Below are 24,910 nucleotides of genomic sequence, written 5' to 3' on the forward strand. Positions count from 1 at the left end.
TAAAGGAGAAGACTCTTCTGATGCAGAAAATACATATAATATACTTTATTAGGAGGCAATTATATGTTTATCGTTAATGTTGAAGCTGCAATATACAAAAATAAAAAATGGCTGTTAATAAAACGTAGTGAAAAAGAAGAACATGCAGGGGGAGTATTGTCTCTTGTTGGTGGCAAGGTCGAAAAGGAAGGGTTCTCAACAAATATTTTAGAAAGAACACTTATAAGGGAAATTGCTGAAGAAGTTGGGGTGAAGGTTTCAAACATAAGATATGTTAATAGCTCCTCCTTTTTGACAGATGCAGGTATTAGTGTAGTAGACATCGTATTTCTTTGTAATCATCAGTTCGGAGAAGCCTTTGCAAAGAGTCCTGATGAAGTTGACAGTGTCGTGTGGATGACAACTGAACAAATACTCGATAATTCTTCTATACCTATTTATTTAAAGGAGAATATAAAACTTGCTGATAAATTAGTACTTGAAACCCAGGGGTAGAGGAAAACATTACATCCTGTGATAACGATTTCATACCTACATTGTTTTTCCTCAAGTGGCTCATCAGCGCCCACCTGAACAAGTTCATCTAAAATGAAAATCTACCTTTTTTCTCATAATTCTCTTTAAATGGAAAACTTATTTTTGTACAATAAGAGAATTAAAGTCAGATTCCTAAAGGAGAACAATATGAAGCAGGCATTAATTATTGTGGATATTCAGGAAGCATTCTTTTTGGATAGTGAAAACTACTTATTTGATTATGAAAAAGTGTTAGAAAATATCAATATGTTAATAACTTGGGCGCGCCACAGCGAAGTTCCGATTATTTTTATCCAGCATACGGATTCAAATAAAGAAGACGATTTTGCGTATGGCAATCCAGGCTGGGATCTATATCACGGGCTTCTACGACTACCAGAGGATAAAGTAATTCAAAAAACAACGTGGGATGCATTCTATCAAACGGAATTAGCGCAATACTTACAGGAACAACAAGTTGAGCAGCTTATTTTCGCTGGTGCTCAAACAGAATTTTGTCTTGATACGACCATCCGAAATGCCTATAGTCGTGGATACCAGCATAATATTTTAGTTGAAGGTGCACATACCACACTAGATAGTCACGTATTAAATGCACAGCAAATCATAAAGCACCACGAGTCCGTTTGGCATAATCGATTCGTGATCATTCAGCCAAGTACTTTTTTTCAAACTAAGTAAAAGGGGTTTCAATAATGCGCATAAACAGCCAAGAATTTAATGTAAATGAACTTCATTATATTATTAGATCTGCCAATATAGAAGATGCCCAAGCATTATCAGATTTAAGGTTACAGCTTGATGGTGAAACGGAAAACTTCGATAGAGAACAAGGGGAAGGCTTCATCGATACGACAGGATTTGAAGAGATCATTAAGGAAGACACGGTAAGTCCAAGAAATTTGTGTTTAGTAGCAGAAATTGATAATCGCATTGTCGGATTTTCTAGATGTGCGGGGTCTCCATTAAAAAGAATTGCTCATAAAGTAGACTTTGGTGTAGGTGTTTTAAAAGAATTTTGGCGCTATGGGATAGGAAAAAACTTCTTAAAAGCATCAGTAGAGTGGGCTGACGCTAATGACATAAAAAAAATGGCCTTGACTGTTGTAGAGACAAATGACAAAGCGGTTTTGCTCTATAAAAAGCTTGGCTTTGAAGTTGAAGGTGTCTTAAAAAATGATAAGCTCCTTTCAGATGGCAACTATTATAATACGATTGTCATGGGTAGAATTAAGGCATAATTTTAAAATAAACCCAGCTAAGCAAATAGGTGCTTAGCTGTTTTTTTTTACAACAAAAACAACTTGCTTCTCAAATTGGCTACGAAAAAATGACCTGGATAACAGCTCGATTAGTTTTTTTGTGAAATTAAAAAACTCTTAAAGCAGAAAATATTGCATATTTTTAGCTAAAAATGACTCATTTATAGAAAATGCCGTTATTTACAATCCCTTCACTGAATTTTCTGATTATAATTAGAAAGAACAAATTATAAGGGGTTGATAGAATGTCAGTAAAGGTTAATGCAAACGTTGAGCTAAGCCACCCATTATCACCATTATCTGAAGTAGAAATTGAAAAAGCTGTTCAAATAGTTAAGGAACAGCAACAGTTGTCTGAACATGTACGATTTATGTCGGTGATGTTACATGAACCTAAAAAATCAGAAGTACTAAATTACAAACCAGGTAATACTGTTGATCGCCAAGTATTTTTAGTGATTTTAGATGATAAAGAATTGAAAACATTTGAAGCAGTTGTAAATTTAACTTCAGAAAAAGTTGATTCCTACGAACATATTCCTGGCGTACAACCAAATGTAGCCTTAGAGGAATTTGAGCAATGTGAAGAATTAGTAAAGAGCCACCCTGATTTTGTAGCAGCTATACAGAAACGTGGCATTGACAACCCTGAGTTAATCATGGTGGATCCTTGGTCAGCAGGGAATTTTGGTGTTCAGGAACATGAAGGTAAACGTTTACTTCGTGCGATTTGTTGGCAAAAAAAATCACTAGAAGATAACGGATATGCTTACCCTTTAACAGGTATTGTAACGTATGTAGACCTAAACAAAATGGAAGTTTACAAAGTAGAAGATCATGGAGTACGTCCAATCCCAACAACATCAGGTAATTACCATCCTGAAGTTGATGAATCAATTGTGTTTAGAAATGACTTAAAACCATTGGAAATCATTCAACCTGAAGGTCCAAGCTTTACAATTGAAGGTAATTTGATCAAATGGCAAAAGTGGAGTTTCCGCTATGGATTTACACCACGTGAGGGCCTTGTATTATACACAATTAATTACCATGACAAAGGCAAGGATCGTCCTGTTCTTTATCGTGCAGCATTATCAGAAATGGTTGTCCCTTATGGTGAACCAACATTTTCGCATAACACACAAAATGCCTTTGATGCTGGTGAATATGGAATGGGTCAATTAGCCAATTCGTTAGAATTAGGTTGCGACTGCTTAGGCGAAATTCAATACTTTGATGGTGTTGTAGCTGATGTTAAAGGAAATGCGCGTACGATTAAAAATGCGATTTGCTTACACGAAGAAGATTACGGGATTGGCTGGAAACATACAGATTGGCGTACAGGCCATGTAGAAGTTCGGCGCTCACGTCGTCTAGTGATTTCATTCTTCTGTACAGTTGGAAATTATGATTACGGCTTCTATTGGAGTTTCTACCAAGACGGTACGATTGAAGCTGAAGTCAAACTAACAGGTATTTTAAGCACTGGTACATGTGAAGATGGCATCCAAACAAAATATGGATCTGAGATTTCTCCAGGATTAAACGCATCACATCATCAACACTTCTTTAATTTCCGACTTGATACGATGTTAGACGGTGAAAATAACTCAGTAGTTGAAACAGAAACAGTATCAGAAACATTGGGAGAGCACAATCCGAATAGTAATGGTTTCTATCCTCTTTCACGTATCTTTAAAACGGAGAAGGAAGCGTTACGTAATTTAGATTTAAAAAATCAGCGTACTTGGAAAATTATCAATAAAAACTCACTTAACCGAGTGAATCAACCTGTTGGATATAAAATTTTGCCTGGCGAAAATTGCTTCCCATTTGCTCATGAAGAATCAAGCGTTATGAAACGTGCTGGTTTCCTTAAACACCATTTACACGTAACGCAGTTTGATGAAAATGAAAAATATGCAACAGGTATGTATCCAAATCAACATGTTGGAGGAGATGGACTTCCAAAATACGTTGAGAATAACCGTTCAATTGATGATGAAGATATTGTCGTTTGGTACACAATGGGCCATCATCATATTCCGCGCCCTGAAGATTGGCCTGTAATGCCAACTGCATACATCAATTTCCAATTAAAGCCAGTTGGATTCTTTGATCGAAACCCAGCAATAGACGTTCCTAGACCGGACAAGAAGTGTCACACAACTTCATCTTGTCATATACAATAAACCTCTTAAAGGAGTGATTATATGCTACCATTCCTAAGCATGTTAGTGATTGTTACTTTTACGGTAATCACTAACCGTTTATTAAAACAGCGTTTTGCCAATCATGGCATGGCCAAGTGCTGTATAATGCTGATTTCTATGACAATGAGTACTGCTGTTGGGATGAATATGGCTACCTGGCTTCCCGATATGGTACTAGGTGCAATAGCATCTATTATTATTTCTATTGCATTAGGCTATTTACTGTCAATAGGCTTACCAATGTACCTATTCATGGAAAGTGTAGGATCTAGTTTTATGGGAGCAATGATGGGCGCGATGCTAACATTAATGACCACCCAATATTTAACGTTAAGCATTATCTTTTTTACAATGATGTTTATTGTAAGTGCTATCATTTCTATCGGTGTATGGAATCGTGAGATGTTTCCTATCTTTATAAAAGCCATTCCAAAGCATATTTACATTGTGGCTGGTTTAATGATTTGTGTACTAGTATTAAGTAGTTTTGAGATTCAACATGAGGTACCTGCAAAAGAAGAACAACAGCATCAACATCATCATTAAAGGGGTCGATAATTATGCTAAATGTTAAACCGAATATTAAAGAATCTGGCATTCAATTCAAAAAGAAATATGACAATTTTATTGGTGGTGAATGGGTAGCACCTGTAAATGGAGAGTATTTCGATAATATTACGCCTATCACGAAAGAAGTATTTACACGTGTAGCTCGTTCAACAAAAGAAGATGTAGAGCTAGCATTAGATGCCGCTCATGAAGCCCAAAAAACTTGGGGGAAAACACCCATAGCAGAACGGGCACGTATCTTATTAGCCATTGCTGATCGTATGGAAGAAAACCTTGAAAAAATTGCAAGGGTAGAAACTTGGGATAATGGGAAAGCGATTCGTGAAACTATGTATGCTGATATTCCATTGGCAATTGATAATTTCCGCTATTTTGCAAGTGCCATTCGCGCACAACAAGGGCAAGTGACACCTTTTGATGAGGATACAGTAGCTTATCATTACCAAGAACCTATTGGTGTAGTTGGCCAAATCATTCCATGGAACTTTCCTATTTTAATGGCAGCTTGGAAATTGGCGCCAGCACTTGCTGCAGGAAATAGTGTTGTATTAAAATTAGCAGAACAAACGCCGGTATCATTCTTATTCGTTGTTGAACTTATTCAAGACCTATTACCAAAAGGTGTATTAAACGTCATTAATGGTTTTGGTGTAGAGGCAGGGAAAGAGTTAGCTTCAAGCCCACGTATTGCCAAAGTGGCCTTTACGGGTTCTACAGCTGTCGGCAAACTGATTATGAAATATGCATCTGAGAATCTAATTCCTGTTACACTAGAGTTAGGTGGCAAATCTCCTAATATCTTCTTTGAAGATGTCATGGATGCTGATGACGGATATCTAGATAAGGCGATTGAAGGATTAGTTATGTTTGCTTTAAATCAAGGTGAAGTTTGCACTTGTCCATCTAGAGCCTTGATCCATGAGTCAATTTATGATCGTTTCATGGAAAAAGCCATTGAACGAGTAAAGCAAATTAAAGTTGGTGATCCATTCGATCTTGAAACAATGATGGGTGCACAGGCTTCAGAAGAACAACATAAAAAAATTCTTTCTTATTTTGAAATTGCCAAACAAGATGGCGCAGAATGTTTAATCGGTGGCGCCGAAAATCACCTTGATAATTTAGATGGTTATTATATTAAACCAACTATTTTTAAAGGCAATAACAAAATGCGTATTTTCCAAGAAGAAATTTTCGGTCCTGTATTGGCAGTGACTACGTTTAAAACCTTCGAGGAAGCGATTGAAATTGCAAATGATACTATGTATGGATTAGGGGCAGCTGTATGGTCACGTAATACAAACGTTACCTATAAAGCAAGTCGAGAGATCCAAGCAGGACGTGTTTGGATAAATACGTATCACCAATACCCTGCTGGTGCAGCATTTGGCGGCTACAAAAAGTCAGGCGTCGGTCGAGAAAATCATTTAAAAGCTTTAGAATCGTATCAATCAACTAAATGTGTCTTAGCTAGTTACAATGAACAGGCGCAAGGATTCTTTTAATTTTACCTAAGAGTGAAGTGAGGGGGCGGCTTATTGAGTAGCTATTATCCAATCCAACCTGAAATGGTTCAAAAAACGTATTCTTATAGAGAACTGGCTCCAAACAGCAATTTAAACCAGGATATACTATTTTATTATGAGTTTGAACCAATAGGCATTAATAGTGATATTCATGTTATTCCTGATGCTTGCCAAGATTTAATGTTTTACTTGGGCAAAGATCAAAAGGTGGTCTTAGGGAATACCCCGACTACACGTGAAATTTATTCATTTACCCCAAAAGGGAAATATTTTGGTGTTCGTCTAAATCCAAAACAAACAGTTATTCAATACAATTGCGCATTAAAACAAATTGTTCAACAACCGTTTGTTAATGTTGAATTAGGCTGCACACTAGACTCTAAATTTTTCCAAGCTGTTTTTGAAGCAGGAGATTTCGAACAAAGAGTGCAGATTTGTAATGAGTATTTTTGTTCTCAAAAAAAGGAAAAAAGCTTGGGTGATGAAATATTCGCTACTTGTTTTGATTCTATTATTGAAAATAATGGGCTGTTCTTACCAGATGTAATTCAGCATAAAACAGGTTATTCTGAGCGATATATCCGAGAACTTTTCTACAAAAAAACAGGTTTTGGACCAAAAAAACTAAGTAAATTCATACGTATTCAACTCTTACTTCAACATTTTTCTTTTGAAGGAACACCTGTAAACATTGACCAATATGGTTACTATGATCCTTTACATTATTACAAAGAATTTAAAAGCTTACTTTTAATAACACCTGCTGAATATATAAAAGAATTTTTAGGTTGGAAAAATATAAAACGAAAGTTTCTATCTTATTAGCCCCTCGAAGCTTTCACTCTTTCTTATAAAAAACATACTAATGTTAGTATGTTTTTTATTTATTCATTCATGAACAGTATACTTTCTTCCAGAAAAAAACATATCAGTTTGACTACATTAACGATACGCTACCCTAACAGATAGTGCATATTATCGGTATTAAAGAGTATGCAACCCTAGAAATTGTGCTATGTTCTGTGGCTGTTGGTGATTAGCTCCCAAACAACCCCCATTTTTGGCGATGAACAAAACAAATAACATTACATAATATAGAAGCATGAAATATTTATCTTCATTCAGTCAAACACCTACTGAATGAAGATAAAGCCTCCGGCGGATGTCATGGATTTTGAATTGTGCTGGCACAATTCAAAATCCAGACTCAATTACGCCAAGGCGAAATTGATAAAAAAAGGATGATGTATTATTTCTATAGTAAGAACTGGTACCCTTCCTAACGGAGAAATACATGACGGCTGGGAAGATGTTGATGTTGTTTGGGACATTGATCGTTGGGAGAATGACGGCGGTAGAAGTCTTGGAACGAATTCGAGGACGTGAAAAGGCTGTCTATATAAAATGGAGAGGGAGACAAATTTGTCTCCCTATAAAAATGTGCCTTATGTAAATAGAAATGCCCTTTATGTTTGTTTATTTTAGGATTACGAACAGAAAATTGAAACTATTTTCCTTTTTTTACGTATTAGATAAGAGAAACACTGGGAGGTGAAATTTTGGAAGAAAAAGTACAGGGAAAACTAAAAAATGAGTTAGTTGAATGGATAAAGGCAATTGCATTCGCTTTATTGGTGGCGTTTGTCATCAAGCAGTTTTTATTTACGCCAGTACTCGTAAAAGGTGCTTCTATGGAGCCGACACTGGAAGAAAATGATCGTGTTATTGTTAATAAAATCGGTCCGAAATTTAAGTCAGTTGATCGATTTGACATTGTTGTTATTAATAATGTTATGATTGACAATGAAGAAAAAAATATTATTAAACGTATCATTGGTTTACCAGGAGATAAAATCGAGTATAAGAATGATCAATTATACATAAATGGAGAAAAGTACAGTGAACCTTATTTAGATCAGTACAAGAAGGAATTAAATGATACCGGGTCACTGACTTATGATTTTACGTTAGAACAAGACTTAGGCGAAACTACCGTACCAGAAGGGTATTACTTTGTATTAGGCGATAATCGTCGTAAGAGTAATGATAGTAGAAATCCCGAGTTAGGGTTCATCCCTAAAGAAAAAATAAAGGGTACAACAAGTATAATCTGTTGGCCGATCGAGCATATTGACTTCAGATTTAACTGATAGATCGAAAGCTTAAAAATTTGATAAAGATAATAATCATGACCACTCCACATTGAGTGGTTTTTTTATTGTCATTTGTTAAATCAGCATTTAGGGAAACAGTCGCCAATAGTATAAGTATCCAAGGTGAATTGGCTGAAAAAGAGGGGTCATTATGCAAACAATTGGTTTAATTGAATTAGGTAAATATAATAACATTGAATTTATGTATAGCTATATGTAAAACGTTGAATAAAACCCTAGATGAATTGCTCTAGGAGGAGTAAAACTGTGGTCTACTTATAGGATTAGAAACAATGGCATCCTGTTCAAAAAAGTATAATCTATGTTATTTTATCGAAGAGGCTATCTAGTAAACAGATAGTCTTTTTTCATTGAATCTCGAAATAAAAAAGATTGAAGCAATTTGCTCCAATCTTTTTTAAAACGAGTTTAATTCATTTTTTCCTCAAGAATAAACTTAATCGTTTAATCCTTTACCATCAAGAATTTGCTGCGTGCATTTTTCAATTCTTGACACCCGAGTTTTGGATTGTTTAGGTTGAGAAAAATGTAGAATATATGCTCTTTGACGTCCTGGCGTCAATTCTTCAAAAGCAGTTTTCAAGGTAGGCATTTCACTGAATTTATTGTGAAGTTCTTCAGGAATTATGTATTCCTTATGCTCTTTCATTGGCACTTCTATACCTGCTTTTTCAACTTCAATGGCTTCATGAATATAGTCTTTTATCATAGTTTCCATTCCAACTATTTCTTGGACGCTTGTGAAACGGATTTGGCGCGCCGCCTGTACATTTTCAGTTTGTTGAATTAATATCCCATGGGCATCCTTTAACAAGGCACCTTTGTGAAACAGAAGTGCACAATAATCTTTAAATCCATGTATTAACACGATGTTTTTTTTCTCAAGCGTATAACAAGGATGCATCCATTTAAATTCTTCAGTCAGTTCACAGTCAAGAACGATATTTCTCAACACCGAATATTCTTCCTGCCACTTTTTAGCTTTACCTAAAAATTCATCAACCTTCGGATTCATTTTACTATTTGTCACTCAAGGAACACCCCTCTACCATTTTTTAATCAGCTGATATCAATTTCTCTAATCGTTTTATAATAAAACAATAATTAGTGTCATGTCTAGCTAAAAATAGGGATTCAGATCGCAAATCTACAAAGAATAGCGACAGCTTTTTTTGAAAAAAATTCTTAATAAAAAAAGATTGAAGCATTTCGCCTCAATCTTTTTTGTACCAGGGTGTTGTGTGTTTAGCTTCCATTCCTGTTACTTTACATTCGGATAAATCATCGTCGCAGGGTCCACATATTCATCGAACTGTTCCTCTGTTAGTAAACCAGATGCAATCGCTGCTTCTTTTAATGTCGTACCTTCTTTATGGGCTTGCTTCGCAATTTTTGCCGCATTTTCATAACCGATATAAGGGTTTAATGCAGTTACAAGCATTAATGAATTTTGTAAATTGTGGTCGAGCACTTCTTTATTTGGCTCGATACCGACAGCACAATGGTCATTAAATGATTTCATTGTGTCTGCTAGTAGGCGAGTTGATTGTAAGAAGTTATAGATAATGACTGGCTTGAAGACATTTAACTCAAAGTTACCTTGGGAAGCGGCAAAGGCAATTGTTGCATCATTGCCGACGACTTGTGTAACAACCATCGTCATCGCTTCACTTTGCGTTGGATTTACTTTACCAGGCATAATGGATGAGCCTGGCTCGTTTTCTGGAATCGTAATTTCACCGATACCTGAACGAGGACCGCTCGCTAACCAGCGAACATCATTGGCAATTTTCATTAAGTCAGCTGCAAGAGCCTTTAATGCGCCATGGGCGACAACAGCTTCATCATGACTCGTCAGTGCATGGAATTTATTTGCGGCAGAAGTAAAATGTTTTCCTGTTAATTCACTAATTTCCGCTGCTACACGCTCACCAAATTCAGGATGTGCGTTAATACCCGTACCAACTGCTGTTCCACCAATCGCTAGTTCCTTCATATATTCAATATTTTGGACAATCATATGGTCAGATTTAGCAAGCATTGCTGCCCAGCCACTTATTTCTTGACCTAAAGTAAGTGGTGTTGCGTCTTGTAAATGAGTACGACCAATTTTAATAATATCTTTGAAATTCTCTGCTTTGTCATCGAGTGTTGCTTTTAGTAAGCGTAGCCGAGGCAGTAAATAATCTTCAACTTTTAACACTGCTGCAATATGCAAAGCCGTTGGGAAGGTATCGTTTGAGCTTTGAGATTTATTGACATCATCGTTTGGATGGATGCGTTCAGCCTCACTAGCATTTTGTAAAAGTTGGTTTGCACGGTGCGCAATTACCTCATTGACGTTCATATTTGACTGTGTACCACTACCAGTTTGCCAAACTACAAGAGGGAATTGATCATCCCATTGACCCTTTAAAATTTCATCAGCTGCTTGCACAATCGCATTTGTTTTAATATCTGAAAGCTTACCAAGTTTTTTATTGGCGATCGCAGCACTTTTCTTTAAAATGGCCATTGCTTGAATTAGTTCAATAGGCATTTGTTCTGTTCCGATTTGGAAATTTTCTTTACTGCGCTGCGTTTGAGCACCCCAAATTTTATCTGCAGGTACTTTAATTTCACCCATAGTGTCTTTTTCAATACGATAATCCATGTAAAACAGCTCCTTTATTTATGTAAATCTCTCCAATAAATCAAAGATCAATTATGCCTTGGCATAATTACGTCCGGATTTGGTTTTGTGCTTGGCACAAAGAACTCTAAAAGTTAAAAAACGGATATTCTTAGTCTGATGTAAGAATATCCGTTTGATACATGCTTATTTCAAAAAAATAGGGGGATTCTGAACTAAGCATTGCGGAGTAAAGAAATAATCTATTGATAATGATAATTGTTATCAATTAAAAAGTCAACATGAAGACATTTATTTTAGTGAGAATAATTCTCGATGGATTTTTTTCTTAGAGTTTGATTCCCGCTTTTTTAAAAGTTAAAACGCCATCATTATATGATAGCGTCGGAAGGTAAATAGGGAAGAGCTATCTCTTTTTCTTGCCAATTTCTTTTAATGGTTGTTTTTTAGGCACTTTTTCAAAGATAATACTCACTTGATAGTTGTTGTCGTCTATTTGAACAATCTGAACAACTTTTGCTTTACGTCCTTTAATTTTAATGTTCTCTTCGACAGTAGGTAAATTTACAAGCAGCTGACTTAAAACGGACGTCTTGTTTTCATAAAAATGAGTTACAAACATAATTTTTCTCCTTATAACTTTTTTTATTGAACCTAGAAAAAAAGTCCTTCCTTAATTGCTCGTATGTAATGTAAATGAGATAGGGTTTTTATGAGGATAATTAGTAGGGGAAGGTTTTACTCAATGTATGAAAAGAACTTATAATATAGAACATTTGATATACTGCAGGGGAATATATTTTGGATAGTTGCTTGATGAAAAAGTTGAAATGAACTATGATGTATCGAAAATAAATTAACAATGATTGGAAGTAGTAATGAATGTAGTTTGCTTTAGAGAGGTGATGGCTGGTGAAAATCATCGCAAATCATTTATGAACTCGTCCAGGAGTTTTTATGCCGAATGAAGTAAGCATAAACGGCAGCTACCGTTATAGTAAAGTGAGCTTTTTAGCTAATCAGAGTGGTACCGCGGAAAACTTCGTCTCTATATTTATTTGAGATGAAGTTTTTTTAATTTCTTTCAGCAAATGTTTTATGTAGCGAAAGGCAAAGCGTCAGCTACAAATGTTTTATGTAGCGAAAGCAAAGCGACAGCGGCAATTATGCTGAGGCATAATTGATTTGGGAAATTGAGAGACGCTCGAATAGCGGATCGCTCAGAAAAGCTGAATTGCTTCATCGACAAAATTCTCAGTCTGTATGTGTTTATAAAAACAAATAGGAGGAAATATATGGAGATTACAAAAAAACAGGCAACAACAGTAGGATTAGTAGCTCTTGTATTATCAGCACTTTTAACATCGATAAGCCAGGTTTTCTATGCAAAGCAGGTGCAAGAAGTACCGACATTTTTATTTACTGGTATTAGTTTTTTCATTACCGCTATTTATTTCTCTTTTTTTGCACGCAAGCATAAACGAGCTAATCTGTGGAAGGGAAATATTAATTATGTAGTGAAGCTGAATGTAGCATCCGTGTTAGCATTTATGGGCTTTTATTTCGCTTTAACTTCTTTCAGCGGTTGTTTACCCACTGAAAGAAGTTAAAGCCTCCGGCGGATGTCACGGAATCGGAAAGGAGTCTTTGTACAAGTACAAAGCCGATTCCGGACGCAATTATGCCAAGGCATAATTGATAATATGCAGAGTCAGCGATTGTATGTGCACTTGAGATGGGCATTGGACCGCTGTTTGTCTTGGTGTTAGCTGTTTTTGCAAAGAAGTCAATTCCGAAATCACAATGGGTAATTGCCATGGGGACATTTATCGCTTGTACTATATTAATATTAGCGGTCGTAAGTGGGAAATCAGTTGTTCAAATGGACATAACTTTGCCCGTGATCTTAGCGTTAATAGCGAGTGTTGGTTGTGGGATTGGGGCTGTACTTTGTACGATGTATTCTAAGAGATTAAGTGAGGCCGGTTGGACTACTTCTATGATTTTAGTTAATCGTTATTATGGCATAATTTTATTATCTTTTTTCGCGACTTTCGACATATTTTTCAAGTATTTCTCGGGAAATATTTCATGGATAATCGCAGTAACAGCAGTGGGCGTCGTGCTTCCTATGTATTTATTGCAGATAGGTATTCAGTATTGTTCACCTTTAATGATAATGATGAGTTTATGCTTTGTTCCGATATTCACATTTTTCTTTCAGATGTTTGACTCAAGGCTATCATGGTCGCCCATTTCCCTTTTTGGAATAAGTCTATTATTTATTTTAGGGGTGTGTAGCTTGTATTTTGAAAAAAGGTCGGTTTCAGAGTAGCGTAAGCGCGATATAATAGTAGTAAGGGAGGAAATAAAATGTATTTAAAATCATGTAAGGTATTACAGAAAGATATTGATAAAGACCAGTATCCCTTTAATATACCAAGTTTGCAGGATTTACAGGAGCTAGAGTTTCCTACGAACGTGACCTTCTTCGTAGGGGAAAATGGCTCTGGGAAATCAACGCTATTGGAGGCTATAGCTGATCGCTGTGATTTTAATACAGCGGGGGGTGGCCGACAAAATTTATATGAAGTACATAAAGCGGAATCTGCACTTGGCGAATTCATCCGTTTATCCTGGTGGCCAAAGGTTTCAAATGGCTTTTTCCTACGTTCGGAAACGTTTTATCAATTTGCGAGTCATATTGATTTGTTGGATAGTCATCCTAATAAGTATGCCGCTTTTGGTGGTAAGTCGTTACATCATCAATCACATGGCGAGTCCTTTTTATCGCTATTTATGCATCGCTTCAAAGGCAAGGCCATTTATTTATTGGATGAGCCAGAAGCGGCATTGTCACCAACGAGACAGCTGAGCCTCCTCAAAATTATCAAAGATTTAGAGCATGAGGCGCAATTTATTATCGCCACTCATTCACCTATTTTACTTGGCTATCCAAATGCTACAATCTATAGTTTTGATAATGGGGAGATTGAATCTATTCGTTATGAGGATACTATACATTACATTGTTACGAAGCGCTTTTTAAATGCACCGAACACCATTTTTTCAGAGTTATTTGATGAGGAGAGGGAATCATGAATCAACGTAAAGGCTTAGTTATGCGAGAAATTCGATTAGATGAAATGGCACAGTCAATAGACTTGCTTAATTATGTTTTTCAAATGTCTATGTCCATTCACAAGGATCGTCGCTTCGTGAATGCTAAAAGTAAGCAATTTAATGAGGGACATGCGATTGGTTGGTTCGATGGTTCACACCTTGTATCTCAAATTTTAAGCCTACCATTTGAAGTCAATGTTCATGGTAGAATCTATGAAATGGGAGGCATTACTGCGGTCGGAACGTACCCTGAATATTCTAGGCATGGTTTGATGGAGAGCCTTATTATTGAGAGTCTAGAGCGGATGCGAAACGAAGGATTGTGTATATCCTATTTATTTCCATATTCTATCCCTTATTACCGAAAAAAGGGCTGGGAAATTATGAGTGATATTGTGGAATTTCAAATCAAGGACACACAGCTCCCGCACTATGCAGGCTTAAACGGGAAAATTCGCCGTGTCGACCCGAAACATGAAGATGTTGTGACCATTTATGCCCACTATGCCAAGAAGACGCACGGTGTCATGGTACGTAACAGTATTGCTTGGAATGAAAAATTTCAAGAAGATTTTTGGGAAGAAAAATTTATCGATAGTGATGTGAACCTCCAGGCAGCAGTGTATTATGATGAGGATGATATGCCTCAAGGTTATATGTTTTATCGCATTATGGAGGAAAACTATTACATCGATGAAATTGTCTATTTGCAGGAAGAGGCGCGTAAAGGATTATGGAATTTTGTCTCAGCGCACAGCTCGATGATTTACAATGTCTATGGTAAAACGACTGGCAATGAAGCCGTTGCCTTTTTATTAGAGGATAGTGAGATTATACAAAAGGTATCCCCTTATTTTATGGCACGGATTGTAGATGTAAAAGAATTTCTGTTACGCTATCCATTTAAGGGAAATGATTTTCAGCTTCGACTCGCTGTTAGTGATCGCATTGTGGCATGGAATAATGGCACATTTGTCATAACGAAGCAGAACGGAAAAGTTGCTGTCGAAAAGGTGAGTGAGACACAGTCTGAAAATGCTATTCAGCTAACGGTTCAAACACTTGCTACGATGTTACTTGGCTATAAACGACCGAGCTATTTAGAAAAAATCGAGCGTTTACAAGGCAATGCCATTGAAATTGCATTACTAGAGACGGTGCTACCAGTAGGCATCCCAACCTTCATTGATTATTTTTAACAAAATTATAGGAATTTGCGCAGAGGTAGCGGTGCAAATTCCTTTTATATGGGTTGAAAAGAAAATTGATCGGGTCAGTGTGAGAACTGATCGGGTCCAGGAGATAACTGATCGGGTTAGTGCGAGAACTAATCAGTTCCCGAAAAAACTGCTCTAATGAATGGATTTCCTAATTAAGGAAACATCAACTCCCCTAAAATCGTCTCTATATAAACAGATTGGGGGATGCAGATGAACGATGCCGAGAAGTTAGAAAGAAAGAAAATATACAAAAAAACGCTTCTAGTGCTACTTATTTGGGTTTTGTTTTTTGCTGGTATTATAGGGTACGGTATTTATTGGGTGTTTTTTGATTGGACTAGGTTTAAACAAGAGCTGATTGCTGAATCTACATCTCCACAAGGAACCTATACAGTGAAAGCTTATGTTTCAGACGCTGGTGCGACGACATCTTTTTCTGTGTTGGGAGAGTTAGTATTCAATCATGAAAAGAGAAAGTCCAAGAAAATATATTGGCAATATCGAGAAAATAGAGCATACATTCACTGGAGCGATGATGATACAGTAAGTATTAACGGTGTGACATTGAATGTACCTGATGAAACATATGATTATCGTGATAATGAGTAGCCATAACCGATACAGTTATGGCTTATCTTTCTGTGATCCAAGCTTTTTTTAGCAGTTGCACACCGAGGATGATTTCCTCCATTTTTAACTTGCTAAAGCCTAATTGTATAATGGGCACAACGCTTGGTTGTTGTAGAAAATATAGGCTCGTAGGGTAGACCTTGACTCCGTATAGTTGTGCATTTTCAATGAGCTGCTCTTCTGAAAATTGTGTATGAACCTTGATCAATATATAAAGTCCAGATTGCTCTCCAAGAATCGTAATTTTTTCTCCGAATTGCTTGTTAAGTTCCTCTACGAGTGTATTTATTTTATGTTTATAGGTAATTCGCATTCTTTTAATATGTCGTGTCCATTCACCTTGTTCCATGAATTTCGCCATTGTTAATTGATGTAAGGATGAAGCATTATGTTCAAAATGAGCAAAGCGTTCTTTATATGGCTGAACAAGTGCTTTCGGTAGCACCATATAGCTTAAACGAATAGCTGGTAAAAATGATTTTGAAAATGTTCCCATATAAATCACACGTGACTTGTCGAGTGAGGCGAGAGCAGGAAATGGCTGTTGCGTATAACGAAATTCCCCATCATAATCATCCTCAAGTATATAGCCATCAACTTTTTTAGCCCACTGAATTAAAGCTTGCCGCTGCTGAATGCTCATAGAAACGCCATATGGAAAATGATGAGAAGGTGTGACATAGAGTAAGCGCGAATGTAAATGCTGTAAATGATCAAGCTGTGCACCGTTTTCCAACACAGGTAATGTCTCGATATGAAAGTCATGCAGCTTGAATGCTTCTCGTGCACCGTTATAGCCAGGGTCTTCTAAAATAACACTTGGGAAATCTTGCTTTAATAGAAAGCCGAGATAAATCAACATTTGTTGCGTGCTACTACCGATAATAATGTCCTCTTCATTTACATGAACGCCACGAGCTTGAAGCAAATAATGTACAAGTTGTTCTTTTAAAAGAGGCTCGCCGAAAGGGTCACCATATTTATAGCACTTTTGTAAAGGTAACACTTGATTAGCCATTTGACGCCATATTTTCAGAGGGAAATGCTGTTGATCGACTGCGCCAGCACGAAAGTCAATGATGATATCTCTACTGTTATTATTCGTTTTTGGAGTAAGGCTTGGCCGTTCCTCCTCCTGTAGAAAAACCTGTTCAAATTCATTGACAAAATAACCCTTTCGTCCTTCACCACGTATGTATCCTTCCGCTACGAGCTGCTCATATGCAGTTAAAGTTGTATTCCGACTGACACGTAAAGTTTCGGCTAGCCTTCGAATAGAAGGAAGAGAATCATTCGTTGTCAATCTCCCTTGTTCAATTAACCATTTGATTTGCTGATAAATTTGTTTATATTTTGCCTCTTCATCTGTGAATAAGAAAATAAAATCCTCCATAAAGCCCCTCCTTGACATGGTGAAATGTCGAGAACTGTTTCTTTTTAAATGTCAGTTTGTTTTTTATCATAATACTAGAATTACATATTAAAAGAAATGGGGAGAATCGATAATGAAGATTTGTACAGTAACCTTAGCAACTGTTGGGGACGTGGTGCCATTATTTAATGCTTATCGAGAATTTTATGGTCAACCATCAGACTTAGAGCAGGCTGAGCAGTTTCTCATGGAGCGTTTAAATAAGGAGGAGTCGATTATTTTTCTTGCTTATTTGGATACGCAGCCAGTTGGTTTTGTCCAGCTTTATCCTATTTTTTCATCTGTTGCAATGAAAAGGGCGTTTATTTTAAACGATTTATATGTGGCAGAGGATGCTAGGAAGCAAGGCGTAGCACAGGACCTAATTGAACAGTGTTATTCATACTGTATACAGAATGATGCGCGGTATATTGGGTTAGAAACAGCGACAGACAACGTTCGTGCTCAAAAACTATATGAGAAACTTGGGATGAAAATAGACGATGGAGTATTTCATTTTATTAAATATTGGTAAAAGGAGGTTCGAATAATGACCGTAACAATCAAACAATTAACAACGCAACAGGAGTGGATGGAAGCATATGCCGTTATGGCGCAACTTCGTACGGAATTAACAGTAGAAAAGTATCTCTTATTATTAAAAGAAATGATCCAAGATGGCTATATGTTATTTGCTTTATACGAAAACAAAAAAATGGTTGTTGTCGCCGGATTAAGTTGGAGAGTCAACTTTTACAGTGAATGCCATATTTTTGTCTATGATTTAGTAACGGATGAAAAGTATCGTTCAAGCGGCTATGGTGAGAAATTATTACATTATCTTCACCAATGGGGCAAAGAAAAAGGTGCGCACTATATTGCTTTAGAGTCTGGCGTTCAAAGGACTAGTGCGCATCGTTTTTATGAAGATCGATTAGGTTATGAAAAATGGTGCTATTCTTTTCGCAAGGCATTGTGATCTAAAAGGAATATGATTTTTTAAAACCTCACACACTAGTGGAAACATGCAGGAGGTTTAAAATGAAAGTACCATTCAAAAAATTATTTCTCACGAGTATACTTTAATGAGCTTTACACCAATTGGATATGCAAATAATGTTATTCAACAACATGCAAATGGTGAAGAAGGACAGCTTGTTTACCACGTAAAGTACGACTATGCTGCTATTTGTAAGGTTCTTGGGATCGAGCAAGAAGTGTATGATCAATACTGGAAAGAAGGACTTTCTATTGTCGATATGGCAAAAAGAGAAGGTATTGACCAACGTGAAATAATAAATTATTTTGTGACTTTCCACTATCAAGAAATGCAAAAATGGCGAAAGAAGGGTGCAATGAACGAACATCATTATTTTAATTTAGTTTATGATTTAAAAGATGAAATTACAGATTTTATTGAGCGAAATCCGAATAAAGAATGAAAGCGACTAGTATATTCTAGTTGCTTTTTTTATTATGTTTTAATTATAAAGAATAAATTTTTAACGATTATCGTTAAAAATAGATTGATTTTAACTCTGCTCTTTAATATGCTTAATATGAAGAAGGACAGCAATACTGACTACCGACGATTTTTCTAAGCCAATCGATGAAACGAGAGAGTTACCGTCGATTTCCGAAAAGAACCATTCACCGTCGCTTGTCATTCTTCATGTAAAACATTTTGAACAGGGGGAAAAATTATGGTTTTGGAAAGTGTAATTAGTGCAGTTTTTCAGGTCATTTTATTTTCGGTTATACCGTTTATTTGGTGGTTTTTCTCAACAAGAAAGGAACAATCATTTTTAAGATGGCTCGGCCTTCAAAAGCCCGTCATTGAAAATAAAGGAAATTATTTTCTATGGTTTTTATTCATTACTATTTTATTATTCGTACCCCTTACTACAATCAGCTATTTCTACCTAGACAGTTCAACCTTAGCAACCAATCGTTTTACAGGACTTGGTTTTTCAGCGCTCATTCCGGCACTTTTCCATTCAATTGTACAAACAGGGTTGTCAGAGGAGCTGTTATTCCGAGGCTTTTTATTAAAAAGATTCAAGCATAAGTTTGGTTTTCAAATGGGAAATATCATACAAAGTTTACTATTTGGTATTTTACATGGATTGATGATGTTTTCTTTTATTCCTTTTGGCGTTGTAGTATTAGTTGTTATAGCAACCGCATTTGTAGGTTATTTTATGGGGTGGATCAATGAACGAAAATCTAATGGCTCCATCCTAACAAGCTGGGGCATCCATAGCATTGTCAATCTGATTGCCGCCTTCATTGCAATGTTTAATATACTCTAATATCCTAGCTCATTTGCATTTCATCATATTCGATTGCATAATAAAGCAGAGAGGTGAAAGGAATGCAATTCATCGAGCAGGTAGTAAAAGGATGCTTGATTGTCAGTTTTATATAAACTTCTTTCAGTAGCTGAAAGAAGTTAAAGCCTCCGGCGGATGTCACGGAATCGGAAAGGAGTTCATAAAGGATGTTAGCCTAATATCATCGCATCCATGCGATAACGGCTAACTGACCTGCATCACGCAGGCCTAAGCCAAAGCCGATTCAGGACGCAATTATGCCGAGGCATAATTGATTCGGAGGGCGTATTATCACCGCAATATGCCGTTATTATAATATAGCATTTACGACTTTTTTGTTGATTATCATGTCGCCTTACTTGCTATACTATTAATAGGTATTATTGGAACAGAGATACTCAATAGACGAGAAAGGAAGGGAAGAGCATAAATGACGGAATGGCCAAAGGGCGTAGCGAAGCCTGCTATACGTGCATTAAATGCGGCAGGATATACACAATTAGAGCAATTGGAAAAGGTTGATTTATCAACGTTAAAAAATTTACACGGGATGGGACCGAAAGCATTAACGGCCATTGAAGCAGCATTAAATGAAAGTAGGGAGAACCATGAATAAACTAACATTATTATTACTGGCAATGGTGGTTTATTATATCCTTGTTGTTCTCGTAATTAGCAAGTTATTTATTATTCCTCTCATGAAGTTTATGGCGTTAGTATTTTTCCTTGGAGCTGGCTTTATTTTTTCTCGAAAAATGCGGAAGAAACTACAGTAGGAGGAATTATGAAAATTACAAAACTAACCATATTTTATTTGTGCATTTTTATTTTAACATTATTACTATCATTAGTAGGAGTTCGCCTATCCATTACAATCGGCATTATTGCTCTTATTGTGATCGTAATGATTTATAGACATATACATATTTTATTTAGGACAAATAATATGACGATGGTAGATAAACTAGTAAAAGATCGTAAAAATGATCCGTTTTTTGTCTATCTTTACGCTGTTGCTTATGGTACAAAGGAAGACCAGCTTTACTCATTAGAAACAGCCATCGTAAAATATAAGCAGCCAGCAATGAAGTATAACTGTAAATTTATAAAGGCAATCATGGAAGAGAATTTAGAGGAAGCAAAGGATGCGGCTAATAAAATAAATAAAGAGCCTTTAACTAGCTATGCAAAATGTTATATCGCTGCACTTGAAGGACGAACAACTGACATGCGAAGCGATCAGCTTACACAGCCGTGGATGCAGCCAGCAATTGAAGCGGTTTATGCATACAAAATGAAAAATGAAACATCCCTTCATCATCATGCCCAGGAAAGCGTTGAAGTGGCTCGTGGTGTACAAAAATATGTGTTAATACATACATTTGAAAATATGAAAACGGATCTTTAAAAAATTTAGGCTACTTGATACTATATGGTGTCAGGTAGCCTATTTTTTAACTTAGTAAATTTACACTTAAACATACAAATCTTGTTTACTCATTCGTCTAATAAAGTAAGAGAGGTGAGAAGATGGAGTTTGATGAGCTTTATGAACAATATTTTCAATACATTTATCAATTTATTTACTATATGGTCTAGGATCCAGGTTTAGCGGAGGATTTAACGCAGGAAACCTTCATCCGTGTTTTATAAAGGACAGTTTAGAAATGAGGCTTCTATGGGCACTTATATAAGGAGAATTGCACGAAACCTTGTCTATGATACATATAGAAAAAAGCACTTATTAAATGATTGCCATTTCAAAGAGAACATGAAAAACGGGAGACACAATATGTACCACATGATTGGATCATGCAGTCTGAGGAGCGTCGACTGTTATATGAAGCAATCCAATTATTAAAGCCTGAATATCGAGAGGTTCTTATTTACAGAAAAATTGAAGAGTTGAATTTAGCCGAAACTAGTGAAATTTTAGGGTGGTCTTCAGTGAAAATAGCGAATACACAGAGAAATGCTATGAAGGCTTTGGAGAAAATACTTGGAGGTGATGAATTTGGATTTAAACAATCGACTGAAGGAACTCAATAAATTACCAGAAGATCAGGCTGTAAAGGCCCGTATTTATGAACACATTCAACATAAGAAAAGAAATGGCTTAACGTTATGGAAGGAAAGTTTTTTACTACTAACGATTGCCATGATCGCTCTATTTTTAATTTTGATTCCACAAAATTCAACACCTCAAACTGCAGGCCAATCCATCCAAACAATTTATAAGCATTTCGGAGGAAAAGAAGGGAAATTCTTTGCGCGAAGTTCGAGTTTGTATATTTCTATAAAGAAGGTTGAAGATACAAAAGTTTATAGCTTTTTTGAAGACTTAACACAGTATGTCGAAAAGGCAGATGGAAAGTTAGGTAATCATATTGCAGATGTAGTCGTTGTTAAAGATCATCGGGAAGAGCGCTATCAGATTTCAGATACAGGCATGCTGAATGTTGATTCGGGCCAGTTTTTTATTGGGAAATCTGACATGTATGATGAAGTATTTCAAACATTATACTCTGTAGAAACAATACCATGGATATATATCCTGCCACTTATTGTGGTAGCTGTAAATATATTCTCTATGTACTATTATAAACGTCATAATCTAGAAGGATCTAAACCATCTGAGCGTATATGGTGGCTGTTAGTACTTGTACTTGCGATGCTTTCAAGCGTTTTTGCTTGGGCAACATGGGTCGGTCCATTGTATAAACCATTAATGATTATGTTTGCATTTTTATATGGTTTCATTATTTGGCATAATCTAAAGCGAGAGGAACGGACATATTCCATATATAAAGTAGAAACAATAAAAATAAGTATAATTAGTGCAACACTTGTTTTAATTATTATGCTTTATTAATTGATTTAATAATAAAACCACCTATTCCTTTTGCATAAGAGACAATTGCAAAGGTATAGGTGGTTTTAATTTCCCATCAACCCAGTATCGGAGTGAAGTATGCTTTATTCCTTTTTACTCAATAAAATCCCACGAACGACTCCCATGATTAATATAGTACACAGTACAAATAGAAATAAATAAGCATGCCACTGCTGTAAAATACGATTATGGCCTAAAGCCACTGTTAAGTCATTGAAAAGTGAATATGTAAAGTACAGTAGTATACTATTTTTGATGAGACAAAAAATAATGATCCCATTTTGTCGCTCATTATGAGATAAAGTAGACTTATTTTTACGTAGGATAGGATAAGCAGCTTTAATCTCTAAGTATTGTAAAAGTAAAAATAGCATGAAAGCAATAAAGGGTAAATAAAAAATGGCGATTTTCGGGCCAAATTGTGCATGCTCACTCGAAAAGCTTTGCAAAACGGGTATAGATGCGGGGAGCTTATTGTATTGAATAAGCGTTGCCGTAACGCCAGCTATAAAAATGGTCGCGACAATAAGCGTTAGCGGCTTACAAAAACGCGGTGTAGGTGTTTTTTGTTGTTCAAGCATTCGTTCACCTCGTAGTTTATCTTAAAAAGTAGCAGTCTGTTATACTGTATCATATGAATACCAGCATGTGTGTCATAGAAAGAAGGATTAGATGGAATACTTGTTGTTTTTACTAATAGGCATCACTGGCAACGTCATTGGAACATTAGTGGGAGGTGGCGGGTTAATTACATTACCGACTATGATGTTAATGGGGGTACCAGTTCATTCAGCGATAGGTGCGAATAAGGTTTCAAATATGGTCAGTGCCTTTTCAAGCTTTTACACGATTTATAAAAGAAAAGAATTGTTATGGTCAGAAATGCGTTCAGTATTACTTGTTTCCCTGGTAGGTGGTACACTTGGTGGGCTGTTTGCATCTTTTATGAGCAGTCAAACTTTGACATTCATCGCGATTATATTATTAGGCTTTGCCCTTATTATGTCCTTTATAGGAGGGGCTGAATTTGGAGATAAAGAAAGCTTTACAATGAATCGCAAAAACGGTCCAATACTTCTTGGTGTTGGTTTTTATGACGGAATGTTCGGTCCTGGCAGCAGTACGCTGGCACTTTATACATATGCACATGAAAAAATCTCTTATATGAAAGCAGTAGGTTTGTCGCGTGTAGGTGTTTTTGCGATGTGCTCAGGAGCTGCGATTACGTATATTGCCACAGGTAAAATTGATTGGCCGTTAACAATTGTTTTAATGATTGGTTCGGTAATTGGCGCGCAAATTGGAATTATCCTTGCAAGAAAGGTTAAGGCAAATCAAGTAAAGCTATTGCTGCGTATTGTGACAATTGTGCTAATAGTACAGCTAGTATATGATTTTATCAAACAGATATAGGGAGGCGATATCCATGTTTGAAATCACACCTTATCCATCTTTTTCATGGTCTTTGTCACGTCATAAATCGTTAACAAGCTGTGCACGAAAATATGGCTATGAATATTATTTTTCTCATAATGGCTGGCTAAGTTACAATGTGGAGCCATATCATCAACATGTCTATCGCTTAAAAAAGCTTCAATCCATGCCGATTTTATTTGGGCAAATCGTCCATCATTTAATAGAGCAATCGATCAATGATTATTTACAAACCGGCAAGGCGCCGACTGTTGCTGAGCTAGTGAATCGTGCACGCGGCCAGCTCAATGCCGCTTTTATCGATTCTACACGCCATGTGGATTTATGGAGACATAAACCTAATAAATTTTATATGATGCAGGAAATTTATTACGAAGGGCGATTAAATCCTGAACTTGTACAGGACTATAAGGAGCGTATGACCGCTGTCTTTGACAACTTTCTTAACAGTGAAACGTTCCTGCAAATTACTGCACAGAAAGGCTCCCTACGAATCGGTGAGCCTGAACAATTTCGTTCTATGAAAATCGAGGGGATACAAGTTTTCGTCGTAATGGATTTTCATTATTATGATGAGATGGCAGACAAGTGGATTATTATCGACTGGAAAACAGGCGGAGAATCCGATGATGATCGCCAGCAATTAGCGCTCTATGCTTACTATATTCAGCAGAAATATCGTGTATCTCTGGATCAGATTGATGTCTACAATGAATATTTATTGACTGGCAAACGAAAAAAATACGCCTTTACAGCATTTGATATGGACAATATTTTACATACGTTTCAGCGAAGTGTGTTAGAAATGAAAAAATATCAAGCGGATATTTTCTCCAATGAACCAGTGGATTTTGAGGAATTTGAGCAAACCCTTGAAAAATGGCATTGTATAGGGTGTAATTTTAAAGAATTATGTGTGCAGAATTGAATCGGGAGACCAAAAGAGAAATTT

General features: G+C 36.3%; 28 protein-coding genes, 1 pseudogene and 1 other annotated feature. Of the genes and pseudogenes, 24 read left to right on the forward strand and 5 right to left on the reverse strand.

From position 1 onward, the window contains the following. The first annotated feature begins 63 nt into the window (after positions 1-63). The 9 genes and pseudogenes from AC1DCY_RS05975 to AC1DCY_RS06015 all read left to right on the forward strand — a co-directional run. Positions 64-495, forward strand: a complete 432-nt coding sequence (locus tag AC1DCY_RS05975) for an NUDIX hydrolase (protein ID WP_477348356.1) — start codon at positions 64-66, stop codon at positions 493-495. A gap of 189 nt (positions 496-684) precedes the next feature. Beyond that, the gene (locus tag AC1DCY_RS05980; RefSeq protein WP_477348358.1) at positions 685-1,218 is read left to right on the forward strand and encodes a cysteine hydrolase family protein; all 534 of its coding nucleotides are present in this window, start codon (positions 685-687) and stop codon (positions 1,216-1,218) included. A 14-nt stretch (positions 1,219-1,232) separates the two neighbouring features. Next, complete coding sequence (locus AC1DCY_RS05985) at positions 1,233-1,778, forward strand: N-acetyltransferase family protein (protein ID WP_477348360.1); 546 nt, start codon at positions 1,233-1,235, stop codon at positions 1,776-1,778. Between the two features lie 266 nt (positions 1,779-2,044). Next, complete coding sequence (locus AC1DCY_RS05990) at positions 2,045-3,991, forward strand: primary-amine oxidase (RefSeq protein ID WP_477348362.1); 1,947 nt, start codon at positions 2,045-2,047, stop codon at positions 3,989-3,991. 21 nt (positions 3,992-4,012) lie between these two features. Then, a complete protein-coding gene (locus AC1DCY_RS05995) occupies positions 4,013-4,558 on the forward strand; it encodes a hypothetical protein (protein WP_477348364.1) in 546 nt (181 codons plus the stop codon). Positions 4,559-4,572: 14 nt separating this feature from the next. Further along, on the forward strand, positions 4,573-6,087 hold the full coding sequence (locus AC1DCY_RS06000) for an aldehyde dehydrogenase family protein (protein WP_477348365.1): 1,515 nt from the start codon (positions 4,573-4,575) through the stop codon (positions 6,085-6,087). A 33-nt stretch (positions 6,088-6,120) separates the two neighbouring features. Continuing rightward, complete coding sequence (locus AC1DCY_RS06005) at positions 6,121-6,933, forward strand: DUF6597 domain-containing transcriptional factor (RefSeq protein WP_477348367.1); 813 nt, start codon at positions 6,121-6,123, stop codon at positions 6,931-6,933. A gap of 734 nt (positions 6,934-7,667) precedes the next feature. Beyond that, positions 7,668-8,258, forward strand: a complete 591-nt coding sequence (gene lepB / locus AC1DCY_RS06010) for a signal peptidase I (RefSeq protein WP_477348369.1) — start codon at positions 7,668-7,670, stop codon at positions 8,256-8,258. 148 nt (positions 8,259-8,406) lie between these two features. After that, a pseudogene (locus tag AC1DCY_RS06015) lies at positions 8,407-8,515 on the forward strand (helix-turn-helix transcriptional regulator); the annotation flags it as partial. Between the two features lie 203 nt (positions 8,516-8,718). On the opposite strand, the gene AC1DCY_RS06020 reads toward AC1DCY_RS06015, so the two are convergent. From AC1DCY_RS06020 to AC1DCY_RS06030, 3 genes are all read right to left on the reverse strand, one after another. Next, a complete protein-coding gene (locus AC1DCY_RS06020; RefSeq protein WP_477348371.1) occupies positions 8,719-9,312 on the reverse strand; it encodes a YdeI/OmpD-associated family protein in 594 nt (197 codons plus the stop codon). A 231-nt stretch (positions 9,313-9,543) separates the two neighbouring features. Continuing rightward, positions 9,544-10,935, reverse strand: coding sequence for a class II fumarate hydratase (gene fumC / locus AC1DCY_RS06025; protein ID WP_477348373.1), 1,392 nt, complete (start codon positions 10,933-10,935; stop codon positions 9,544-9,546). Positions 10,936-11,320: 385 nt separating this feature from the next. Continuing rightward, entirely contained in the window at positions 11,321-11,536 is a 216-nt protein-coding gene (locus AC1DCY_RS06030) for a hypothetical protein (RefSeq protein ID WP_049666100.1), read from the reverse strand. Positions 11,537-11,767: 231 nt separating this feature from the next. Continuing rightward, positions 11,768-11,967 (forward strand) — a binding site (T-box leader). A gap of 242 nt (positions 11,968-12,209) precedes the next feature. On the opposite strand from AC1DCY_RS06030, the gene AC1DCY_RS06035 reads away from it, so the two are divergent. The 4 genes from AC1DCY_RS06035 to AC1DCY_RS06050 all read left to right on the forward strand — a co-directional run bounded on the left by AC1DCY_RS06035 (position 12,210) and on the right by AC1DCY_RS06050 (position 15,866). Beyond that, positions 12,210-12,524, forward strand: coding sequence for a hypothetical protein (locus AC1DCY_RS06035; RefSeq protein ID WP_477348376.1), 315 nt, complete (start codon positions 12,210-12,212; stop codon positions 12,522-12,524). Between the two features lie 763 nt (positions 12,525-13,287). After that, the gene (locus tag AC1DCY_RS06040) at positions 13,288-14,016 is read left to right on the forward strand and encodes an AAA family ATPase (protein ID WP_477348378.1); all 729 of its coding nucleotides are present in this window, start codon (positions 13,288-13,290) and stop codon (positions 14,014-14,016) included. Beyond that, positions 14,013-15,236: a GNAT family N-acetyltransferase gene (locus tag AC1DCY_RS06045; protein ID WP_477348380.1), complete on the forward strand. Its 1,224-nt coding sequence runs from the start codon at positions 14,013-14,015 to the stop codon at positions 15,234-15,236. Before AC1DCY_RS06040 ends, AC1DCY_RS06045 begins: the two co-directional genes overlap by 4 nt. A gap of 231 nt (positions 15,237-15,467) precedes the next feature. Further along, complete coding sequence (locus tag AC1DCY_RS06050) at positions 15,468-15,866, forward strand: DUF5412 domain-containing protein (protein WP_477348382.1); 399 nt, start codon at positions 15,468-15,470, stop codon at positions 15,864-15,866. A 22-nt stretch (positions 15,867-15,888) separates the two neighbouring features. On the opposite strand, the gene pdxR is transcribed toward AC1DCY_RS06050, so the two are convergent. Then, complete coding sequence (pdxR, locus tag AC1DCY_RS06055) at positions 15,889-17,280, reverse strand: MocR-like pyridoxine biosynthesis transcription factor PdxR (RefSeq protein WP_477348384.1); 1,392 nt, start codon at positions 17,278-17,280, stop codon at positions 15,889-15,891. Positions 17,281-17,392: 112 nt separating this feature from the next. Here pdxR and AC1DCY_RS06060 point away from each other — a divergent pair, with 112 nt between their 5' ends. The 9 genes from AC1DCY_RS06060 to AC1DCY_RS06100 all read left to right on the forward strand — a co-directional run bounded on the left by AC1DCY_RS06060 (position 17,393) and on the right by AC1DCY_RS06100 (position 22,503). After that, a complete protein-coding gene (locus AC1DCY_RS06060; protein WP_477348386.1) occupies positions 17,393-17,833 on the forward strand; it encodes a GNAT family N-acetyltransferase in 441 nt (146 codons plus the stop codon). A gap of 15 nt (positions 17,834-17,848) precedes the next feature. Beyond that, positions 17,849-18,277, forward strand: coding sequence for a GNAT family N-acetyltransferase (locus tag AC1DCY_RS06065; RefSeq protein WP_477348388.1), 429 nt, complete (start codon positions 17,849-17,851; stop codon positions 18,275-18,277). Positions 18,278-18,383: 106 nt separating this feature from the next. Next, positions 18,384-18,740, forward strand: a complete 357-nt coding sequence (locus AC1DCY_RS06070) for a hypothetical protein (protein WP_477348389.1) — start codon at positions 18,384-18,386, stop codon at positions 18,738-18,740. 261 nt (positions 18,741-19,001) lie between these two features. Continuing rightward, on the forward strand, positions 19,002-19,610 hold the full coding sequence (locus AC1DCY_RS06075) for a lysostaphin resistance A-like protein (protein ID WP_477348391.1): 609 nt from the start codon (positions 19,002-19,004) through the stop codon (positions 19,608-19,610). Between the two features lie 451 nt (positions 19,611-20,061). Beyond that, positions 20,062-20,247, forward strand: a complete 186-nt coding sequence (locus tag AC1DCY_RS06080) for a helix-hairpin-helix domain-containing protein (RefSeq protein ID WP_477348393.1) — start codon at positions 20,062-20,064, stop codon at positions 20,245-20,247. Beyond that, the gene (locus AC1DCY_RS06085; RefSeq protein ID WP_477348395.1) at positions 20,240-20,407 is read left to right on the forward strand and encodes a hypothetical protein; all 168 of its coding nucleotides are present in this window, start codon (positions 20,240-20,242) and stop codon (positions 20,405-20,407) included. The genes AC1DCY_RS06080 and AC1DCY_RS06085 overlap by 8 nt, the downstream gene beginning before the upstream one ends. 8 nt (positions 20,408-20,415) lie before the next feature. Then, positions 20,416-21,039 (forward strand): hypothetical protein, encoded by a 624-nt coding sequence (locus AC1DCY_RS06090; RefSeq protein WP_477348397.1) that lies wholly within the window; start codon positions 20,416-20,418, stop codon positions 21,037-21,039. A gap of 344 nt (positions 21,040-21,383) precedes the next feature. Further along, positions 21,384-21,680 carry an RNA polymerase sigma factor gene (locus AC1DCY_RS06095; protein WP_477348399.1) on the forward strand — a complete coding sequence of 99 codons (297 nt, stop codon included), beginning with the start codon at positions 21,384-21,386 and terminating at the stop codon, positions 21,678-21,680. Beyond that, a complete protein-coding gene (locus tag AC1DCY_RS06100; protein ID WP_477348401.1) occupies positions 21,646-22,503 on the forward strand; it encodes a hypothetical protein in 858 nt (285 codons plus the stop codon). Before AC1DCY_RS06095 ends, AC1DCY_RS06100 begins: the two co-directional genes overlap by 35 nt. 104 nt (positions 22,504-22,607) lie before the next feature. Here AC1DCY_RS06100 and AC1DCY_RS06105 read toward each other — a convergent pair whose 3' ends face one another. Then, positions 22,608-23,105 (reverse strand): DUF1648 domain-containing protein, encoded by a 498-nt coding sequence (locus AC1DCY_RS06105; protein WP_477348403.1) that lies wholly within the window; start codon positions 23,103-23,105, stop codon positions 22,608-22,610. A gap of 91 nt (positions 23,106-23,196) precedes the next feature. On the opposite strand from AC1DCY_RS06105, the gene AC1DCY_RS06110 reads away from it, so the two are divergent. Further along, positions 23,197-23,937 carry a sulfite exporter TauE/SafE family protein gene (locus AC1DCY_RS06110; RefSeq protein WP_477348405.1) on the forward strand — a complete coding sequence of 247 codons (741 nt, stop codon included), beginning with the start codon at positions 23,197-23,199 and terminating at the stop codon, positions 23,935-23,937. 13 nt (positions 23,938-23,950) lie between these two features. After that, on the forward strand, positions 23,951-24,886 hold the full coding sequence (locus AC1DCY_RS06115) for a PD-(D/E)XK nuclease family protein (protein WP_477348407.1): 936 nt from the start codon (positions 23,951-23,953) through the stop codon (positions 24,884-24,886). Positions 24,887-24,910: the final 24 nt, after the last annotated feature.

This window comes from Lysinibacillus sp. 10T31 (assembly GCF_056394365.1).

What these genes read in the sequence shown, in the direction of transcription:
- AC1DCY_RS05975 (WP_477348356.1), top strand. Translation starts at nt 64, where the DNA reads ATGTTTATCGTTAATGTTGAAGCTGCAATATACAAAAATAAAAAATGG.
- AC1DCY_RS05980 (WP_477348358.1), top strand. Translation starts at nt 685, where the DNA reads ATGAAGCAGGCATTAATTATTGTGGATATTCAGGAAGCATTCTTTTTG.
- AC1DCY_RS05985 (WP_477348360.1), top strand. Translation starts at nt 1,233, where the DNA reads ATGCGCATAAACAGCCAAGAATTTAATGTAAATGAACTTCATTATATT.
- AC1DCY_RS05990 (WP_477348362.1), top strand. Translation starts at nt 2,045, where the DNA reads ATGTCAGTAAAGGTTAATGCAAACGTTGAGCTAAGCCACCCATTATCA.
- AC1DCY_RS05995 (WP_477348364.1), top strand. Translation starts at nt 4,013, where the DNA reads ATGCTACCATTCCTAAGCATGTTAGTGATTGTTACTTTTACGGTAATC.
- AC1DCY_RS06000 (WP_477348365.1), top strand. Translation starts at nt 4,573, where the DNA reads ATGCTAAATGTTAAACCGAATATTAAAGAATCTGGCATTCAATTCAAA.
- fumC (WP_477348373.1), bottom strand. Translation starts at nt 10,935, where the DNA reads ATGGATTATCGTATTGAAAAAGACACTATGGGTGAAATTAAAGTACCT.
- AC1DCY_RS06030 (WP_049666100.1), bottom strand. Translation starts at nt 11,536, where the DNA reads ATGTTTGTAACTCATTTTTATGAAAACAAGACGTCCGTTTTAAGTCAG.
- AC1DCY_RS06035 (WP_477348376.1), top strand. Translation starts at nt 12,210, where the DNA reads ATGGAGATTACAAAAAAACAGGCAACAACAGTAGGATTAGTAGCTCTT.
- AC1DCY_RS06040 (WP_477348378.1), top strand. Translation starts at nt 13,288, where the DNA reads ATGTATTTAAAATCATGTAAGGTATTACAGAAAGATATTGATAAAGAC.
- AC1DCY_RS06045 (WP_477348380.1), top strand. Translation starts at nt 14,013, where the DNA reads ATGAATCAACGTAAAGGCTTAGTTATGCGAGAAATTCGATTAGATGAA.
- AC1DCY_RS06050 (WP_477348382.1), top strand. Translation starts at nt 15,468, where the DNA reads ATGAACGATGCCGAGAAGTTAGAAAGAAAGAAAATATACAAAAAAACG.
- pdxR (WP_477348384.1), bottom strand. Translation starts at nt 17,280, where the DNA reads ATGGAGGATTTTATTTTCTTATTCACAGATGAAGAGGCAAAATATAAA.
- AC1DCY_RS06060 (WP_477348386.1), top strand. Translation starts at nt 17,393, where the DNA reads ATGAAGATTTGTACAGTAACCTTAGCAACTGTTGGGGACGTGGTGCCA.
- AC1DCY_RS06065 (WP_477348388.1), top strand. Translation starts at nt 17,849, where the DNA reads ATGACCGTAACAATCAAACAATTAACAACGCAACAGGAGTGGATGGAA.
- AC1DCY_RS06070 (WP_477348389.1), top strand. Translation starts at nt 18,384, where the DNA reads ATGAGCTTTACACCAATTGGATATGCAAATAATGTTATTCAACAACAT.
- AC1DCY_RS06075 (WP_477348391.1), top strand. Translation starts at nt 19,002, where the DNA reads ATGGTTTTGGAAAGTGTAATTAGTGCAGTTTTTCAGGTCATTTTATTT.
- AC1DCY_RS06080 (WP_477348393.1), top strand. Translation starts at nt 20,062, where the DNA reads ATGACGGAATGGCCAAAGGGCGTAGCGAAGCCTGCTATACGTGCATTA.
- AC1DCY_RS06085 (WP_477348395.1), top strand. Translation starts at nt 20,240, where the DNA reads ATGAATAAACTAACATTATTATTACTGGCAATGGTGGTTTATTATATC.
- AC1DCY_RS06090 (WP_477348397.1), top strand. Translation starts at nt 20,416, where the DNA reads ATGAAAATTACAAAACTAACCATATTTTATTTGTGCATTTTTATTTTA.
- AC1DCY_RS06105 (WP_477348403.1), bottom strand. Translation starts at nt 23,105, where the DNA reads ATGCTTGAACAACAAAAAACACCTACACCGCGTTTTTGTAAGCCGCTA.
- AC1DCY_RS06110 (WP_477348405.1), top strand. Translation starts at nt 23,197, where the DNA reads ATGGAATACTTGTTGTTTTTACTAATAGGCATCACTGGCAACGTCATT.
- AC1DCY_RS06115 (WP_477348407.1), top strand. Translation starts at nt 23,951, where the DNA reads ATGTTTGAAATCACACCTTATCCATCTTTTTCATGGTCTTTGTCACGT.